This is a genomic window from Rhodohalobacter sulfatireducens (assembly GCF_022012475.1).
GTDB lineage: Bacteria > Bacteroidota > Rhodothermia > Balneolales > Balneolaceae > Rhodohalobacter > Rhodohalobacter sulfatireducens.
In genome coordinates this window covers 1-18,793 of sequence record NZ_JAKLWS010000002.1, presented here as the reverse complement: position 1 = coordinate 18,793, position 18,793 = coordinate 1, and the positions used below count along the sequence as shown (strand labels likewise).

11 protein-coding genes are annotated in these 18,793 nt (G+C 43.3%); 4 read left to right on the top strand and 7 right to left on the bottom strand.

Translation table 11 applies throughout. The features are described from left to right. Positions 1-25: 25 nt before the first annotated feature. The 6 genes from L6773_RS02310 to L6773_RS02285 form a co-directional block, all read right to left on the bottom strand. On the bottom strand, positions 26-2,788 hold the full coding sequence (locus L6773_RS02310; RefSeq protein ID WP_237852231.1) for a S8/S53 family peptidase: 2,763 nt from the start codon (positions 2,786-2,788) through the stop codon (positions 26-28). A gap of 22 nt (positions 2,789-2,810) precedes the next feature. Continuing rightward, on the bottom strand, positions 2,811-4,889 hold the full coding sequence (locus tag L6773_RS02305; protein ID WP_237852230.1) for an SH3 domain-containing protein: 2,079 nt from the start codon (positions 4,887-4,889) through the stop codon (positions 2,811-2,813). 128 nt (positions 4,890-5,017) lie between these two features. After that, complete coding sequence (locus tag L6773_RS02300) at positions 5,018-6,916, bottom strand: tetratricopeptide repeat protein (RefSeq protein ID WP_237852229.1); 1,899 nt, start codon at positions 6,914-6,916, stop codon at positions 5,018-5,020. Positions 6,917-7,166: 250 nt separating this feature from the next. Further along, positions 7,167-8,411, bottom strand: coding sequence for an ABC transporter permease (locus L6773_RS02295; protein ID WP_237852228.1), 1,245 nt, complete (start codon positions 8,409-8,411; stop codon positions 7,167-7,169). A gap of 148 nt (positions 8,412-8,559) precedes the next feature. Continuing rightward, positions 8,560-9,792: an ABC transporter permease gene (locus tag L6773_RS02290; protein WP_237852227.1), complete on the bottom strand. Its 1,233-nt coding sequence runs from the start codon at positions 9,790-9,792 to the stop codon at positions 8,560-8,562. 131 nt (positions 9,793-9,923) lie between these two features. Beyond that, a complete protein-coding gene (locus tag L6773_RS02285) occupies positions 9,924-11,030 on the bottom strand; it encodes an efflux RND transporter periplasmic adaptor subunit (RefSeq protein WP_237852226.1) in 1,107 nt (368 codons plus the stop codon). 260 nt (positions 11,031-11,290) lie between these two features. Between L6773_RS02285 and L6773_RS02280 the strand changes: the two genes are divergently transcribed. The 3 genes from L6773_RS02280 to L6773_RS02270 all read left to right on the top strand — a co-directional run bounded on the left by L6773_RS02280 (position 11,291) and on the right by L6773_RS02270 (position 15,571). Further along, entirely contained in the window at positions 11,291-12,127 is an 837-nt protein-coding gene (locus tag L6773_RS02280) for a phosphodiester glycosidase family protein (RefSeq protein WP_237852225.1), read from the top strand. Between the two features lie 186 nt (positions 12,128-12,313). Then, a complete protein-coding gene (locus tag L6773_RS02275; RefSeq protein ID WP_237852224.1) occupies positions 12,314-12,748 on the top strand; it encodes an OsmC family protein in 435 nt (144 codons plus the stop codon). A 294-nt stretch (positions 12,749-13,042) separates the two neighbouring features. Next, positions 13,043-15,571 carry a M14 family metallopeptidase gene (locus tag L6773_RS02270; RefSeq protein ID WP_237852223.1) on the top strand — a complete coding sequence of 843 codons (2,529 nt, stop codon included), beginning with the start codon at positions 13,043-13,045 and terminating at the stop codon, positions 15,569-15,571. Between the two features lie 103 nt (positions 15,572-15,674). On the opposite strand, the gene L6773_RS02265 is transcribed toward L6773_RS02270, so the two are convergent. Next, a complete protein-coding gene (locus L6773_RS02265) occupies positions 15,675-16,967 on the bottom strand; it encodes a DEAD/DEAH box helicase (RefSeq protein ID WP_237852222.1) in 1,293 nt (430 codons plus the stop codon). A gap of 437 nt (positions 16,968-17,404) precedes the next feature. Here L6773_RS02265 and L6773_RS02260 point away from each other — a divergent pair, with 437 nt between their 5' ends. Continuing rightward, entirely contained in the window at positions 17,405-18,655 is a 1,251-nt protein-coding gene (locus L6773_RS02260; protein WP_237852221.1) for a 4-hydroxy-3-methylbut-2-enyl diphosphate reductase, read from the top strand. The last annotated feature ends 138 nt before the right edge of the window (positions 18,656-18,793 follow it).

The window sequence follows — 18,793 nt, the reverse complement described above, 5'->3', positions numbered from 1 at the left end:
TTCTTTAAAAACGCGAATCTTACTGTTAATTACTTCCTTCAGTTTGATCGATTTGCCTCATAGAGTTCATCAGCATAGGCAGCATTGATTCAGTTTCAGCCGTTGCATCTGAATTACCACCTACAGAAAATGGTACGTCAATCACGGATCCCTGGGGCGGTGAACCCGTACTGGAATTCAGAACCTGCGAACCTTCCATGATGCTAATGGTATACGTTCCCTGGTTGTCCGGTGCCTTGATTACTGTAATGGTTGCAACATACGAACCGGGAGATAAGCGCAATGGATACACTCTCAACCCGCCCTCCGGCGTATTTCCAAGGTTCCCCTGGCCGGAAACGGATAGTCCAAATACATCATCAGCTAAATTCCCTGAATCGTACAGGCTGATTGTTACGTTGAAATTACTTGCTCCCGCACAGCCATCATCAATCAAACCATTTCCGTCATTATCAATTCCATCACCGCAGATCTCTGTGGCACCGGTTCCACCTGCCTGAATCACTTCGGGGTCATCGCGTTCTGCGATGGTATCTCCCTGGTCTTCCACTTCCTGGGTATCACAAGACTGCTGTTGCAGCTGATCTTCCATCATGGCCAATCCATCTTCCATCTCTCCTTGAATGGGCCCCAACTGAGATATTTTCTGAAGGATACTATTGATATCAATTTCAACGTCCTCGAGCGGACACAGGCTACTCTCCAAAATCAGATCGGTGCTTAAACGGGTCGCTTCATCTACCAAAACCTGGTATTCAGCCTGTTGATCCTTTGCTCCGGCAAACGCCGCGGCAATGATTGTATTCTCGCAGATGTCTGAATTTTGATCGTTTACTTCTTTCATAAATTTGTTGACCGTAGCACGAAAATTAGCTGCCAAACGATTTCCTGAAGCCACAATTTCATCGAGCCTGGCCAGGCTGGCAATGAGTGATTGCTCATCACATAGTGCATCTCCCTCCTCGGTCACTTCCTCCAATGCTTCATCAATGTTGATACATTTTCCAAGTTCCTCATTCATCTCATATCCTTCGGCAGTGTTGCATACGCAATTTCCTGTTTCTTCATCCAACACTTCACTGGGTTCGTTACATTGAGGAGCTGCTTCCTCCACGATAACTACTGCACTTGCTGAAAGCCCCAGATATGTAGCAGTTACTGTTGTTTCACCAGCTTCGGTAGCTGTAAAACTACTACTACCCGTATTCCAGGTAGCTAACTCTGTAACGTTTCTCGTCGATTCATCATCAAAAACTGCAAAAACGGTAAAACTAACTGAACCGTCAATCTCGAGGCTTGCTTCCGCTGGCGAAATTGTGAGGCTAACCGGAATCTCCTCTACACTTTTTAAAATCAAATTAAACCCATCAAATCCCTGCTGGTAAAAATTGCCCGACTCTTCAAATCTCTCTTCACCCTGTCCGGCTGTTATTGTAAAATCGGATCCTTCTCTACCTCTTGTGTATACAAAATAATCACCATTTTCTTCAGAACTAACCTGTCCTGTTCCCCCGCCGCTTACAGTTAAAGTAACCAATTCCCCAGGTGCTGGTTCTCTACCAGATTCTGTTTCCTTCAACACTTTTCCTTCGGAATAGACATACCCTGTAATTACTTCAACAATATTCCGAATTTCTCTGTGCTTTGAAGCAATCAGTAACCAATAACCGATAAATGCATCTTCACCGGCTTCAACTAAAGAATTCATTGAATTTAGTAACTGCATCTCCTCCAAAATTCTTCGAACATAGAATTGAGTGTCAATCTCTCTGAAGGTGTTATAATGTTCTTTTGCCTCATTTATCTCAGCTCTTGGATTCGAAATTGCCTGGGAAACAATTAGCTCCGCCCTGTAACCCACGGTTACTTCACTTTTATCGGATGACGGCACAGCCTCAAAATAGTTATAGATTTCACTGAAAACTGTTGGGGCGATCCATCCGCGATTTGTATCTCCTTTATAAACATAGTATTCACTTGTGAGGCTGCCCAGGTTTTGGAATACCTGAACATCTCCACCGAGCAATCGAAACTGAGATGTGACATCAAAAAATTCGATACTTAACCTGGAATTACTGGCAAAATTGGTATCAAAAAATTCCTGCGCAGCTGCATACCCACTGTAACTGGCTCCCAAACTTCCCTGCCTGGCTTCTTCAATTTTATTTTGAAGCTGATTTAGACGGCCAATAATTACGGTTACGGAATTTGCATAACCCTCAAAGATTTTATCCATCGGGTAAGGCAAACTACCCGCTGCTCCACCAATCGCTTCACCAATCATTCGCAGTGCACGTGTTGGGTCTTCCCTGGCACCTTCCGGATTAAATTTTTGTGCAAATGCCATTGCATTCGCTGAATTATCAACCATTGTTCCGATTGAGCCAAACCTTTCAGCGGCATCATTTAACATCTGGAAAGCATTGGTTTCTTCGAAACGTTGAATAATCTGGTTCCCCAACTCTTTTACCGTCATCACCTGGTCTTGCAGCTCTATTCCACCTCCCTCCATGTTGTATAATAAATCAATGTACTGCTGACATTCCGTACCCGTTTCACCGGCACCACTTAAACAATCCTTCAATTGTTGGTAGTACGATTGTACTTGTTCAATATCTGCATTCACCTCTTTAAGACTCTCATTCATTCCCTGCATAATTTGGTTGGCTTCCTCAAACTCCTGATTTTGAGCCATCAATAACGCAGGGGGTTGGATGATCGTTAAAGCGATAAACATCAAAAGGACAACCTTGCTGAAAATTTTTTCCAAATAAGTGTGCGTTTTCATTTTTTCCATCCTCTGTTATCCTTCATTTCTGAAATCTATAACTGATTCCCCCGAGTACCCGCAGTCCGGTTCGTGTCTGAACAGGGTTGATACTAATCTCATCTGAAATATCCAGGTCCACATTGTAGTAACTGGCATCAATTTTAAAATCTAAAGCATCCATAATGGGTACCTGGACTCCCGCACTAAACTGAATAGTTGTGGGCATTCTTGATTGAAGATCTCCCTGTGTGACTGTTCCCGTACTTGTGTTGATTGATATTTCACTGTTGTAAACAAGCGATTTTTGGTATCGCAGGCTTCCATACACTGTTACTGTTTCTATGGCTGCATTAGCACGGGCGTCTACACCAAGCCTAAAACTATTCCCGCTTTGTTCAACTTGAATATCATTCTGATTTAATAGTAATTGAGCACCAATGGCCGGGCCAATCTGAAATTGATTGAATTTAAACCCAAACCGACTGAATAAATCAACCCTGTGATATCTGTCTGTATCCTCCCAATAACGGCCAAAAAGATTCAAGTCAAAATAGGCTCTCTGGCCACTGCTGTTTCTGTCGAATCGAAGATCAATATAGTTTGTAAGCTGGGTTTCTTCCTGCGGATGATAGACATATTGAAGTGATAACGCCGTTCTGGCAGAACCGATACTTTTCGCTTTATTCCATTGATTTTGCAGCCTCAGCCTGTAATTATCAAAAGCCTCGTTGTTTGGATACTGTTTGGCAATCAAGATCAGAGAACTTGAATTTGTTCTGCCCGACCACTGCAGATCAACCCGCCCTCGATTGAAATTATTTCCTTCAGCTTCAGTATCATAGGTTAACTGTTCCGCTTCCGCCCTGATCCCAAAACTACCGCTGCCCGTCAACCAGCGGACAGCAGCGTTTGGAATCACTCTCATGAAATCCAGGAAGCTAACGTCGCTGTTTTGAACACGCCCCCTGACTCCTACATTTGCCTGCGTTTTTGCCCCATTGTAGTTTAATCCGGAGTTAAACGCTGCACCTTCAAATCCATTTCCATCTTCAACATCAAAACTTTTAGAATTCGCATTAATATCCCCGAAAACCCTTGTTCTGTTGCTTATTGGATGATCGACATTTGCACCTATACCCACATTTTGAAAGTTATTCCGATCTAAAGCCTCATCATTGTAAGAATTGTATAAAACCGAACCACGCAATCGGGTCCCCCCTTCTGTTTGATGTTGATAGCTGAGGTTCAGATCGTTCGAAGTATAGGGAGTTTGGACTACATCGTTGTTGTGGTTGATATTTACATTCAATCTCGATTGCGGACTAAAAATTACAGCCCCATTCAAATTTACATTCCTCGATGTTGTGGATTGTTTTGTCGCCGCTTCATATGAAGAAGTTCCCAGCCTGAGTGATGCCGTTCCCCGGAACCCAATTTCTCTCTGCCCACCCGCTGTCGTTGCCATTTGTCCAGATGGAAAGATCCCAATTTTTCCATGATAATGATTCGCATACGCCCTGTAGGTTTGAATCTTCTCTTTTTCTTCCAGGTAGCCTGAATAAACACCTGAAACTTCAGTTTTTTCGGATGATGAGAGATCTTCATATATCTCTTCAAATTCCTCAAAAAGTTGTTCAGCCCGGTCGTATTGGCTCTGAATATTTAAATAAAGTTGTTCTGTCATCTGCCTGATTCGAGGATCCCCAGAAACGGGTCGTTCGCTATGACCTCCTCTCTCGATGATCTGAACATTTTCGCGCCGAACCCACCCCTCTCGTCCATCGTCAAGCTCAATTTTCAACCAATCATTTCTCTGTTCGATCAGTATATATTCATCTCCTTCTAGAACCTCTGAAAGCACCGGAGATGTTTCCAAATCCAATTCTCGAACAATCACTCTCTGATCGATTATTTGAACATAATCCTCAGTGGATTGTACCGATTGTTCACCTTGGGTGAGTTGCTTTGAAATCAGTAAAAATGAAGCAGTACTTTTCTGGATTTCTTGGCGAACAGTGATGATCTCTTCCTGGATCTCCCTTAACTCCGTCTGTTGTGCGAAAAGAACTGATGTTGGCAGACAACATATGAGCAGTATGGCAATGATCTCTTTTTTCATTGCAGTAAATTTTAGAGTTTGTACCCAAACCTCTGTTCCTACTGTAATGAACTGACAGGAAGGCTCATAAGAAATACCTACTCATAGGTATTTTTTTACCAAGATAAGTAAGCAGAGATATTACAGGCTCAATCGACCGGCACATTTAAAATTACGGTTGTTCCATTTCCCGTGGAGGAGTCGATTGTTAATTCTCCGTTCAGATTATCCATTCGATTCTGGATGGTTGTGTAGCCCATACCCCACTGAGTATTATTCGGGTCAAAACCCAATCCGTCATCTTCTACAATGATATTTAATATATCATCATGCTGGGTGATCTGAACCACAACCTCGGATGCGCCTGAGTGTTTCACTGCGTTAGAAAGTAGTTCCTGGATAGTTCTGAAGACTCCAATTTCAACACTATTTTCCAACCTGTCTTCCAACCCGGTTCCAATCACCTGGATATCAATTCTCTGCGCCTCTGAAATCTTCAATGCCATCGACTTGACAGCCGGCACCAACCCTTTTTTGATAAGCACACCCACGCTATTACTGTGAGCAATTTTTCGTACATCATCATACGTTTCTTCCAACAAATGGCTTGCTTTCTGATGGAGCTTATGGTAATCCCCGTTTCCTTTCACTTCATCCAAACTTTCAATATAAAGTTTAAGGGTGGCTAATGAACTACCGATTGTATCATGTAACTCCTCGGCAATTTTTTCTCTCTCTTTTTCCTGTCCCTCAAGCATAGCATTGATACCAATCAACTCCTGCTCTTTCAATAACTTCTCAACATGTTGCTTCTCTATTTTTTCATTTTGTTGCGCTATGACCCTTCTCTTCCGGTTATTTTTAATCACCAGGAAAGCAATAACCAGCGTAGCTCCGAACAACCCTGAGATAAGAACTAAGAGATTCCTGTTTTGCCTCTGGCTCTCTTCCAGTTGCACAATTTCCATCTCTTGCTGTTCAGATTCATATTGCGTTCGAAGTTCGTCAATCACAAGTTGGCGTTCCATGGTAAATATACTGTCGCGATGTGCCAGCGTCAGATCGAGATAATACGTGGATGAATCCGGTTCACCTGCTAACGAATAGGCTTTAGACAGGTTGCTGGTCACATGCCAAAGTTCATCCCCCTGTGCAATTTCCAAACCCTGAATCAAGTACTGAATAGCCTCTCGAGGCCTGTTCAACATTGTAAGTGATTGTCCAAGATTATTGTAGGTAGGTACAAGGTTTGAATTGATGCCAATTGACTTTTTTGCCGCAAGCGATTTCTCATAATAGTCGAGTGAAGTTTCGATCTCCCCACGCTCAAAATAGATCTGCCCAAAATTGTTGTAAACTATCCCCAACGCATATTGATCCTGTAACTCTTCGCCTATCACTTCAGCCAGTTGATTATACTCGATAGCACTTTCAAAATTTTCTAACCTAAGGTGTTGGCCTGCCAAATTTGTGAGCGTAATGATCTCATATTGTTTTATATCATTTTCCTGAAATACCGGTAATGCCAATTCATTATATCGAACCGCATTTTCGTAATCTCCCATATCGGCAAAAATACCGGCCATGTTGTTATGGCTCATCGCCAGGTTAACGTCATCACCGGCTTCCTCAAAATAGGCTGCACTCTCCAGGAACACCTCCATGGCTTCCTCAAGACGTTTTAATCTTACCAGTACCACTCCTACACGATTGTTAACCCGTGCGGCCAGTGCGTCATTTCCGGCTGCCTCTTTACGTCTTTTAGCCTCACGAAAGCTGCTGAGAGCTCCATCCAGTTCACCAAGCGCAAAATGAACCCTGCCCTTTTGGTCGTAAATATCCCCCAGCAACTCTGCGTCATCCGCCAGTTCTGTTGCCTGGTTTACCTGTTCCAATGCTAAGTTCAGATCGGTGGGAGTAGTTAGCTGACTTAGTTGTAGAAAAATTTGGGCTTTTTCATTTGGATCGGATGTGGCGGAGGCGGCTTCGTAAAGACTATCTGGCTTTTGTACTTGAGCCTGCCCGGGGGGAACGATCCATATAAGCAATAGAATCAGAAATAATATTTTTATTCCCCACCTCAATCCAACCTCGTAATCGTTTAATTTCTATCAATTTAATAAATAATCGATTTGAAACAAGTGGATTTATCTATTGTAACTAGTCCAAGTTGCAAACTTGAACCAGTTGGTTTTGACAGTGTCTTGATGTATAAAATCCAACTCTCACCCAGATCCTGCGGTCGCTGACTGGTTGTTTTTGAGTTGACAATCCAAGTCGTTATCACTTTTCCTTGTACTACTCATACCGCAAAGACTCCACGGGATCCACTTTTGCAGCTTTCATTGCCGGGAATATTCCCGCAATCAATCCAATAATAACAAGTACGCCCACTGTAATAATAACGGCAAGCTGAGAGATTTCGGGTTTTCCAAGGAATTGACCCGCTCCTTCTGTCATGTTCATGGCCAAAACTCCGTAGACTATTGCCGATGATACTGTCATTCCCAGTAATCCACCTAACAAAGAGATGAATAACGATTCAAAAATGAACTGAATAATGATATGAATTTTTCGAGCTCCCACTGCCAGTTTAATACCAATCTCTTTTGTCCTCTCTTTAACAATTACGAACATGATGTTTGCCACTCCAACACCGGCGATCATCAGCGTAAAAAATCCAACCGTGAATAAAAAGATCTCCAGGCCTGTTGCAACATTCTGATTCATCTCCTCCATCTCTATAAAATCCCACATCGGCATCGCCTGTTCGTCTGCGGGATCGAATTTATACTTGGCCGAAAAAATATTGGTAACGGCTTCTTTGATATCCTCTTGTTTGCTGGGATCATTCGGCCGAATCAAGATGGAGCCGACATTTCTATCACCGTAAATGTTCTTATATGTCGTATATGGGATGATAGCACGATCAGCATCGGGGCCATTATTCATGGATGTCTGCATTTTGGACTGCATGGTTCCGATAACTGTGAACGGTGTATCATTCAACATCACCTCTTTTCCAACCGGATCCTCATCCTGGAATATTTGTTTTGCAATTTCATCCCCCAAAAAAAGTACACGACGCATCTCATCTACATCTTTCTCATTGATGAATCGTCCACCTTGCGCCGGATACATGGTCCTCATGATCTCAAAATCGGGATCCACGCCCTCCATGTAGGTATTGGTGCGAACATCTCCATATTCGATGGTAGCTCCCCATCGTCCATATTGCGGGCTCGAATACTGAACATCCGGCACAGCGCGTTCAATCAGGTCAACGTCATCCACAGTGAACCGTATAGCCCGGCCAATTCCAAGGCCTTCATAGTTCATGCTGGTTTGTCCGCCATAAATAACAATCACCTGGTTTCCTGCCCCCAGCATTCCCTCCATCATACTGGTTCCCAAACCGCGTCCAAATGCCAACAAAAGAACAACCGACAATGTACCCCAGGCGATGGCTAAAAGTGTTAAGAAGGATCTCAGTTTCTGTTTACCAAGATCTGTAAAGAATTCTCTGAATAAATTTCGCCACATAAATCTGATTATTTGTAATTAATCTCCCCTTGAGGGGAGTGCCCGACGAAGCGTTAAGCGTAGTCGGGCGAGGGGTGTTCATTGACTGAATTCAAGCCTTAGTCATCCCCCTGAATCAACTATGTTGATTTCCCCCTTCAAAGGGGGATTACCTCCTCAAACACTCTACAATATCCAACCGTGAAGCTCGCCATGCCGGCAGCATACCGGCGGCAAATCCTACAAATCCTAAAACGCCAAATGCGATCAATCCCACTTCCGGTGAGAAATAAGGAGCACCTACAAATTCTTTAATCGGAATATTTTGGGTTGCCTGAACCAAAAGCCATCCTATGACATACCCTGCACCGGCGCCGAGTCCAATTATCAAAAAAGTTTCAAGGAAAAACTGACCCATAATGTGGTGCCGACGTGCTCCAACCGATCGCCGTATACCAATCTCCTTCATACGCTCCTGAACCACTACAAACATGATATTGGCCACCCCGATACCTCCAACGGCAAGTGTAAAAAACCCAATCAAACCTAAAAACCCGTTGATTCCCAAAAACATGATATCGATAAACGACCAAAACTCATTCGTGTCCCAAAGGCCAATGGCATCTGTATCGGATGGATCGAACCGGTGTTTTCGGCCCATCACTTCGTATACTTGCGTACGAATGCTCTCCGCCAAAGCCGGATCCTCAGGAGTGTAGATGATATTGTTGACAATATCGGTTCCCATCATGGTTGAAAATGTGCTGGCCGGAATAAATGCGCGGTCCTGGTCCTGCTGTGAATACGATGAGTTCTGAATCTTCTCGGCAAGTACACCAATTACAGTGAAAGGAGTATCCTGCATAAAAACTTTTTTCCCAATCGGATCTTCATTTTCTTCAAACAGATTTTGGGCCAGCCGATTACCCAGGAAAATCACCCGTCTTTGGTCTTCAATATCATCCTCATTCAGCCATCGTCCCCCCGGTTGTTCATACATATTACGAACCCCCTGGTATTCCGGATAGACACCACCCACGGATGAATTCCTTCGTTTCTCTCCAAACGAAATCTGAAGATTTTGCATATACTCTGGCAGGACAATATCTATCGCCGGAATTTGCTGCTTGAGCATCCATGCATCCGCTTCACGGAAACGAATCGGGCGGCCTACCCCATATCCTTCAAACGCCTGGGTAGTTTGACCCGGGAACATGATGGCAAGCTGATCTCCCATACCGCGCATATTTAAAACGGTTTGATCGCGGAATCCTACGCCAAAAGCCAGAAGCAGAATCAGAGTAGCCGTTCCCCACATGATTCCAAATATGGTGAGGAAGCTCCTTAACCGCTGCTGATTCAGGTTTCGGAAGAGATCTGTAAAAAGACTCGGTATTGACATGGATGATGAAACTCAGGATTCAAATTTGATTTACAATAAGTCTCCCTTTGAGGGGAGACAGAGATTCTCAAAAGTTCTTGAGAATCTAAGAGGGGTGTTTCCGTGATCAAGGTGACATCCCCCCGAGTTCATTATCTAACAGTAAGAGTTCTCACGGGACGTTCATACACTTTATCACCCTCGGAAAGACCCTCTGTAACAGCAACCGTAATGGCATCGCTAAGGCCGAGTTCAACCTCCTTCTCTACCCGGCTTCCGGCCTCCTCACCGGGTACCTCAATAATATTCTTCCCATCTTTCATAGTAATGACCCGTTCAGGAATCGTAATCACATTTTCTACCTGCTCAATAATGATATCAGCGTTTGCAGAATACCCGGCTCTGAGCGTTACCCCGTTTGTATCGGTAATCGTGATCTCAACGGGAAAAACAGTTGCATTATCTTCCTGTGTTGCTTTCAAAGAGATCCTGGATACTTCTCCATAAACGACTGCGTCGGGCAGTGCACCAATTTTAATTTCGGCAGCCATGCCCTCCTGCATTTTGCCAACATCAATTTCATCAACAGTGCCTTCAAATAGCAATTTATCCATTCCTGCAATACTCATCAGGGCGGTCCCGGCCTGGTATGAAGTCAGTGGAACTACAGGCTCTCCAATGTCTACCATTTTCTCAAGAATATAGCCGTCAACCGGTGCTCGAATCACGGATTCAATTACAGTATCACCAATAGAAACTCTGCCCGATTCCAAGAGATCAAGACGTTCCTGGCTAATTTGAAGGCGAATCTTTACATCCTCGAATTCCTGCTCCAGTTGTTCATATTCCTGTTCAGAAACGAGCTCCTGGTCCATTAGCTTTTGCATTCGCTGCATTTCACTTTCAAGACTCCTCTTTTCAATCTGAGTACGCTCCAGGTTTCGCTTTGCTTCTGCAAGCTCAAGTGGCGTAGGATCGGGTTTAACTTCAATCAGAGGCTGACCCTCTGAAACATACTCACCGGGCTGAGCATAAATTTGACTCACCACACCCGATATCTTTGACTTGATTTCAATTTCATTCTCCGGCTCAATAGTACCGACTGCCAGGGCTTTTTCCACTACAGTCCCGGTTTCAGCTACCACGAATGGATCTTCCTGTCCCTCTTCTGATGATGCATTACCCTGCATAAAGTAAAAAGTGCCACTGCCCAATACAATGACTACCAGTAGTGAGATCCATAGTTTTTTTCCTTTCATTTTGCCATCTTTTTTTTGATTCAAAACTAAATTTTTAAACTCTATATAAACTTCATTACGATTCTTTTTTGGCAAGGTTTCTGAGAATTCGATCTCAAACTGATTCTTTTTTGTTTACATTAACTATAGGGAGCTATTACTGCTTGCAGAACCTTTTTAAGTTCTTTAGAAAAAAATCACGGGTTTAAACAAAAACAACGACTTAACATATTTTGAAACAGGCGTTCCGAATATATTTTATCATTGGGTCATTGTATCTCATGGCTGCTCTGTTTGTTTTTTCAGATCCTGAATTAAAGGCTCAATCTTCTCCCGCGCTTGAGAAATCAGATCTAATTTGGGCCACAGAAAGGCTCGATACCGGGATCTATTGGAAAAATTACAATGGTGAACATTTCTTTGATTCAAAACAAAACGTTAACCTGATTGAGGTCTATTTAGATAGCGTAGATATGCCGCTTAAAGTAGCTTTCCATGAAGACAGTTTATTTAAGACGAGTCAATTTGCATCCTCAAATGATGCCCTTGCCGCTATTAATGGTTCATTTTTCAACCGGGAAGAGGGTGGTTCAGTCGTTTTCCTGAAGGTGGATGGGAAAGTAATTCACGAAGGCCACACAAATCGAAACCCATTTAATGAACGGGGGGCCGTGGGGTGGTCAGATAAGGAGCCCGTACAAATTTTGAAAAGACCGGAAGAGGGATGGAAAACATTGCCATTTAAAACCATTTTAACCTCCGGACCTCTATTGATTTATGATTCTGAGGCTCAAACGTTTAATAACAACTCCTTCCATCAAAACCGCCATCCCAGGACAGCAGTTGCCATATCAAACGACAAGCGTCTCTTTTTGGTTACAATTGATGGACGATCGTTCCAGGCATATGGAATGACAATCCCTGAATTGACAAGTTTTTTAAGGCAACTTGGTTCTGATTATGCTTTGAATTTGGATGGAGGAGGTTCAACCTCTATGTGGATCAGAAACAGGAACGACAATGGGATTGTAAATTACCCGAGTGATAACTTTCAATTTGATCATAAAGGTGAAAGAGATGTTGCAAATGCTCTTTTGATACTATCTTCCGATAAATGAATTTAAATCATACGTGTAAGACAATTCATAGTGTCCGAAGAAAACGTCAAGGTTAAGGAGCGTAAAGCCCTATTAAGCGCAGTCTACTACCTGTACATGAGCATTTTTAGGGTAAGTTTAACACAGAAATTGAGGTTTTCTTAGAGACACTAAATCATAACTTAAAATCATAACTAACCAACAATTATGAAACGTACAGCAGAAGCAGTTTGGAATGGATCAGGAACTGAAGGATCAGGAAAATTAACAACGCCTCACAGTAAGGCATTTGTAGACCTGCCCTACTCCCTGAAATTACGATTTGAAAATGAAGACGGAACCAAAGGCACAAATCCGGAAGAGCTTATAGCAGCTGCGCACGCCGGTTGCTATGCTATGGCTCTGAGTGTGGCCCTCGAAGAATCGGGTTACACTGCCGATTCTATTGAAACGAAAGCCGTTTTGAGTCTCGACCAGGTAGACGACGGCTGGGCGATAACAACTATCAATCTTAAACTGGATGCCAGCGTACCGGATATTTCGGATGATGAGTTCGATAAACTTGCAAATGGTGCAAAAGCAGGATGCCCTGTATCGAAAGTACTAAACGCTGAAATTACGCTGGATTATACGCTTAACTAAATAACGTGAATTTGAGATGAGAATTTGGAAAATGAGTCTCTCCTCCTTCGTAAGGAGGGGGACCTTTTTGGTTGCCACATTCAAAGGTTTCATATCGACCTCACGTTAAATAAACAGCACTTCACCGGATCATCTGTTCCTATTTTGAAGAATAGATTGATCCGGTTTTCTTAATTCTCCCCATTAAATCACTTTCCTGAATATTGCAAGTTGGTACTTTTAGCAAACCCGCGATTTAAGTAAGTTATGCCGACTTCTATCATCGAATTAATACTATAAACTTTCCTCTTTATCATGAATAAAAGGGCTTGGCTCATCACTTTTTTACTACTTTTGTCTTCAATAGCCTCACCAATATTTGCTCAACTTCAATCCCCTGAAGACTATCTTGGATATGAACTTGGTCAGCGCTGGACACCTCACCACAATGTCCTGGATTATGTTTCACACGTTGCAGAAGAATCAAACTTAGTCACCATTCATTCATACGGGGAAACCTATGAGCATCGCGAACTTGTTTATTTGATCGTAACAAACCCGGAAAATCATGAAAATATCGAGGAAATTCGCTTGAACAACCTGAGAATGATCGGGCTTCAAGAAGGAGAAATTACAGAAAACCAAAAAGCGATCGTATGGTTGAGTTATAACGTGCATGGAAATGAAACTTCCAGCAGCGAAGCTGCACTAAAAACCTTGTATGAATTAGTTCAGCCCGGCAACCGGGAAGCTAAAAACTGGCTAGAGAACACAGTAGTGTTAATGGACCCCATGATAAACCCGGATGGACGCGATCGATACGTAAACTGGTACAAGCAGGTAGCCGGTGAAAGCCCGGATGCTTCCCCTATTGCCCGGGAACACGATGAACCCTGGCCCGGTGGCCGCTCCAATCACTACCTTTTTGATTTGAACCGCGATTGGGCCTGGCAGGTTCAAAAAGAAACACAGCAGCGTTTTGATATCTACAAGCAGTGGTATCCCCACATTCATGTGGATTACCACGAACAGGGCTACAACAGTCCCTACTATTTTGCTCCGGCAGCCGAACCATTTCATAAAGTAATTACCGAATGGCAGCGCGAATTTCAGACCACAATCGGGGAAAATCACATTCAATATTTTGATGAAGAGGGCTGGCTCTATTTCACCAAAGAGCGGTTTGACCTCTTCTACCCAAGTTATGGCGATACATGGCCCACATTTCACGGGGCTATCGGCATGACCTATGAACAGGCTGGGGGTGGCAGCGCCGGGCTCGCCATTCAAAAAGCGGAAGGAGATACACTCACGTTAAAAGATCGCCTCATGCACCATTACACCACGGGCATGTCTACCGTGGAGGTCTCCTCTCAACATGCCGATCGCCTGATTGAGGAATTTCAGCGGTACTTCAATGAAGCAGAGGAAAATCCCGCAGGCGAGTATAAAACATTTGTCATTAAAGCAGGCAATCAACCCGACAAAATTTATGACCTGCTTTCTGATTTAGATAACAACCAGATCGAATATGGAACGGCAGGTGAAGACCGGAATCTGGATGGTTACGATTATTCCACAGGAGAAACCGAACGTGTTTCTATTTCTGATGATGATATTATTGTAAGTGCCTATCAGCCACAGGGTAATTTTGTGAGAGTTTTATTTGAACCAAACCCGGAACTTTCCGATTCGTTGACTTACGACATCACCGCATGGGATGCTCACTACCGGTACGGCCTGGAGGGCTATGCACTGGAGAACCGGATCAACCCTGAAATGGATATCCGAGCCGATGATTTCAGATCACCCGACTATACAGGATCAGATCAACCATATGCCTACATTTTGGACTGGAGTTCTCTTGATGATGCCCGGTTCCTGGCAGAGATCACACAAAAAGGTGTGAAAAGCAGGTTTTCTAAGATTGATTTTGATATCGGCGGGAAGACCTTTAAAAAAGGATCCCTTGTTATCACGCGAAATAATAATGATGAACTTGGTGATTCCTTCGATGAAATCATTCAAAATGCGGCCCGTAACCATCACAGATCTCTGTACGGTTCACCGAGTGGATATGTGGACAGCGGATCTGATTTCGGATCAGGCAATGTTGAATACATTGAGGAACCCAAAGTTGCGTTGTTGATTGGCGAAGGAACCTCCTCTCTGAATGCCGGTGAAATCTGGCACTTTTTTGATCAGCAGCTTAACTATCCGGCTACGCTCATTAACACAAATAACCTGATCTCAACGAATCTCAATTCCTTTAATGTTCTAATCCTGCCATCGGGCTATTATTCCGGTATTCTTACGGACCATGCGATTGAAAAAATCAGCTCCTGGACAAGCAGCGGCGGAAAACTCATAACCTTTGGAAACACAAACCGAATACTAGCCGGCCGAGATGGATTCCAGCTTCAGCAAAAGGTTAACCAGGAGAACGAACCTACCAATGAAGAGATGCTACGGCCATATGAGGACAGAACCCGAAACAGGGCCAGTTCCCGAGTCCCCGGTTCCATTTTTAAAACTTCGGTTGATAATTCGCATCCCCTGGCATACGGCTACGAAGAATTCTACTACTCTTTGAAAACGGACGAAGATACTTATGAATATTTAGATACAGGATGGAACGTTGGAACTGTTCAGTCTTCGGAAGCCAACATGAGTGGATTTGCCGGTTACAAGGCAAAACAGGAGCTCGAAAACACCCTTTCATTTGGAGTACAGCCCCATGGTTCCGGACAGGTGATCTATTTTATAGATAATCCTCTATACCGTGGTTTCTGGGAAAACGGCAAACTGTTGATAGCAAATGCGGTTTTCTTTGTTGGGAATTAGAAGATAGTCATGAGTTCTGAGACTTGAGTCGTGAGTTGTAAATTTCAATCAATCTTAGTAGGAGAGTCTCACTACTCAAATCTCATATCTCAGTACTGAACCATCAATTCTTATTCACTTTCATTTTGAATAACGCTGCGGCAATTTCAATGGGTGTAAATTCACCTTCGGCTATGGATTCAAGACGTTCGATGTAAGATCGTAAACCACCGGCTTGAAGAGTTTCAATCACTTCATCGAGGTGATTTCCAATCTGCGATTGCTTGACTTCATGCGTGGAAGGCATTGGAAGCGGCAGCAATTGCGTGCGTATCATTTTCTCAATGTACCGAATCCGTTTTCTTTTATTTCCTGAGGCAAATGTAATAGCTATTCCAGTGCGTCCCATTCTTCCGGTGCGCCCAATTCTGTGCACGTAATATTCCGGATCCTGGGGAATATCATAATTGAATACCACATCTACATTCTCAACATCCAGTCCGCGTGCGGCAACATCGGTAGCCACCAGCATATCAATTTGGCCGGTTCGGAATTTGTTCATCACTTTATCCCGCACTTGTTGACGCATATCGCCATGAAGGGCATCTGAAGAATATCCGCGTGCCTGCAAATCCTGAACGAGTGAATCGCAAAGACGTTTTGTATTACAGAAAATCAACGCGAGATTAAAGTTACCCATATCCATTACGCGGGTAACTGCTTCCGTCCGTACTGAATCGCGCACTTCCATCACATACTGTTCAATACCCGATGCGGTTTCGGCCTTCCCTTCTACTTTTACCATTTTGGGTTGATGCATCCATTTATTCATAATCTGGCGAATCGCCTTCGGAACAGTCGCTGAAAACATCACGGTTTGAGATTTTTCCGAGCTGTAACTCAGAATTTTTTCGAGATCCTCCCGAAAACCCATATTCAGCATTTCGTCGGCTTCATCAAGCACTACAAATTTCAGGTTATTCAGCTTAAGAGTTCCGCGTTTCAGATGATCTATAATCCGGCCCGGTGTTCCAACCACAATCTGTGCACCTTTTTTCAATGCTTTGAACTGTCGATTAATCGGTTGCCCGCCATAAACTGGTACTGTGTAGACCCCGTCCGTAAATCTAGCAAGTTTGATCAGCTCGCCTGTTACCTGGATAGCCAATTCACGTGTAGGAGTTAAAATCAAAACTGTTGGAATTTTAGAGCCGGTATTTGCCATTTGAATTGCCGGAATTGCGAATGCAGCTGTTTTCCCTGTTCCTGTTTGAGCCTGTCCCACTACATCAGCACCCGATAGAATTGCCGGAATACACTTTTCCTGGATGGTTGTTGGTGCCTCAAAGCCCATTTCATTAATAGCCTTAAGTATTTCGGGCTGGATTCCCAGCTTTGAAAAAGAATCATTTTTCATAGATAATTGTCCTGTAATATTTGTTTTTTGGCATTCACCACGCGCATCGCTCCATTCTTGTTTTAAAAATCAGGGAGATACTTTCCCGGCCAAAACGCGTTTTACGAATATTCAGAAGTGAACTTGCTGAAGAGAGGCAAAAATAGAACCGAAAGGACAGGTTAATGGGGAATCGTCAATAATTAAGCACCAAAGATACGCTTATTTCCGGGATATACTACTACTCAATGAGATTTGTTTTACCCCCCAAAATCCAAAATATACTCTCATAATCGAGGGGAAATACATTCATTGCATTGAACTTATCTGACCGAAATATGTACTCCAGCCGACCCTAAATAATTTTCGTAACCGGGGCAGTGAATCTTTCCGTTGCTCTCTATGTTACTTCCAAACATTCCTTATCTTTACACGTTAATTCGAAAAAGATTTGATTCATGGCACGAAAGAAGTTTGACATCCCTGTAATGTACCAGTCTCCCGTAATCCGAAAGGTGAAGGAGGCGAACAAAATTACCGATCCCCGTAAAAAGGATCTTACCCCGACTACACTCAATTTTGGACCGGTTTCTTTCCTGATTCCAAGACATTTTGGATTCTGTTACGGAGTGGAGAATGCTATCGATATCGCGTACAAAACAGTTGAACAGAACGCCGATAAGGATATCTATCTGCTTAGTGAAATGATTCACAACCCAACAGTGAATGAAGACCTTCAGAAACGGGGTGTGAAGTTCCTTTTTGAAACGGACGGGACAGAAAACATTCCGATAGAATCCCTGGATTCGGATGATATTGTAATCGTTCCGGCATTTGGAACGACCCTTGAAATTCAGGATAAATTAAAGAGCAAGGGGATTGATCCATATGAATACAATACAACCTGCCCCTTTGTAGAAAAAGTTTGGAACCGTGGAAATCAACTTGGCAAAAAGGGATATAGTTTGGTGGTCCATGGAAAACACAGGCATGAGGAGACACGAGCAACATTTTCGCATAGTGCTGATCATTCACCGGTAGTTGTTGTTTTAAATCCGGAGGAGGCTCAGATCCTTGCGGACATCATGACTGAAAAACGTCCCCTTGAAGATTTTGAATCTCACTTTGGGCATAAAAGCACGGATGGTTTCAACCCGCTTGAAGATCTCAAATATTTCGGCGTAATCAATCAAACAACCATGCTTGCTACCGAAACACAGGAAGTGATGGATATCCTGAAAAAAGCTGCCGCCGAGCGGTTTGGAGAGAGCAATGTTCTCGATCATTTTGCCGACACATCGGACACACTTTGCTACGCTACCAATGAAAATCAGTCTGCTACATACGCTTTAGCCAATGCAGAGCCGGACCTTGCAATAGTGGTTGGCGGATATAACTCCTCTAATACTATGCATCTTGTTGAAATCTTGGAAGAATACTGCCCGACGTATCACATTCGGGATGCCGGTGAGTTTGAGTCACCCGAACAAATTCGACACTTCAACCAGTGGGAAAAAGAGATGCTTACAACAAACGACTGGTTACCTTTGGATCAACCCAATCTTCGGATTGCTCTCACATCAGGCGCTTCCTGCCCCGATGTGCTTGTGGATGAGGTGTTGCTGGAAATTCTGAAATTTTTTCCAAATGCTCGAACAGTTGAAGATGTACTCAGCCCTTTTGATGAAACGGTAGAAACCGAAAGTTAAACTAAATGAGTACGAGTTAAGATTCTGTGAAGGAGTGTCCCCCGGTCTTAAACTGAAATAGGTTGACACAATTTAAGGAGTCAGCCGATGAAAAATAAACAGAAGAAACCCCAACCTACCTATAGTGATAGCTTTAAA

What these genes read in the sequence shown, in the direction of transcription:
- L6773_RS02275 (WP_237852224.1), top strand. Translation starts at nt 12,314, where the DNA reads ATGAAACGTACAGCAGAAGCAGTTTGGAATGGATCAGGAACTGAAGGA.
- L6773_RS02285 (WP_237852226.1), bottom strand. Translation starts at nt 11,030, where the DNA reads ATGAAAGGAAAAAAACTATGGATCTCACTACTGGTAGTCATTGTATTG.
- L6773_RS02295 (WP_237852228.1), bottom strand. Translation starts at nt 8,411, where the DNA reads ATGTGGCGAAATTTATTCAGAGAATTCTTTACAGATCTTGGTAAACAG.
- L6773_RS02270 (WP_237852223.1), top strand. Translation starts at nt 13,043, where the DNA reads ATGAATAAAAGGGCTTGGCTCATCACTTTTTTACTACTTTTGTCTTCA.
- L6773_RS02290 (WP_237852227.1), bottom strand. Translation starts at nt 9,792, where the DNA reads ATGTCAATACCGAGTCTTTTTACAGATCTCTTCCGAAACCTGAATCAG.
- L6773_RS02265 (WP_237852222.1), bottom strand. Translation starts at nt 16,967, where the DNA reads ATGAAAAATGATTCTTTTTCAAAGCTGGGAATCCAGCCCGAAATACTT.
- L6773_RS02260 (WP_237852221.1), top strand. Translation starts at nt 17,405, where the DNA reads ATGGCACGAAAGAAGTTTGACATCCCTGTAATGTACCAGTCTCCCGTA.
- L6773_RS02310 (WP_237852231.1), bottom strand. Translation starts at nt 2,788, where the DNA reads ATGAAAACGCACACTTATTTGGAAAAAATTTTCAGCAAGGTTGTCCTT.
- L6773_RS02280 (WP_237852225.1), top strand. Translation starts at nt 11,291, where the DNA reads ATGGCTGCTCTGTTTGTTTTTTCAGATCCTGAATTAAAGGCTCAATCT.
- L6773_RS02305 (WP_237852230.1), bottom strand. Translation starts at nt 4,889, where the DNA reads ATGAAAAAAGAGATCATTGCCATACTGCTCATATGTTGTCTGCCAACA.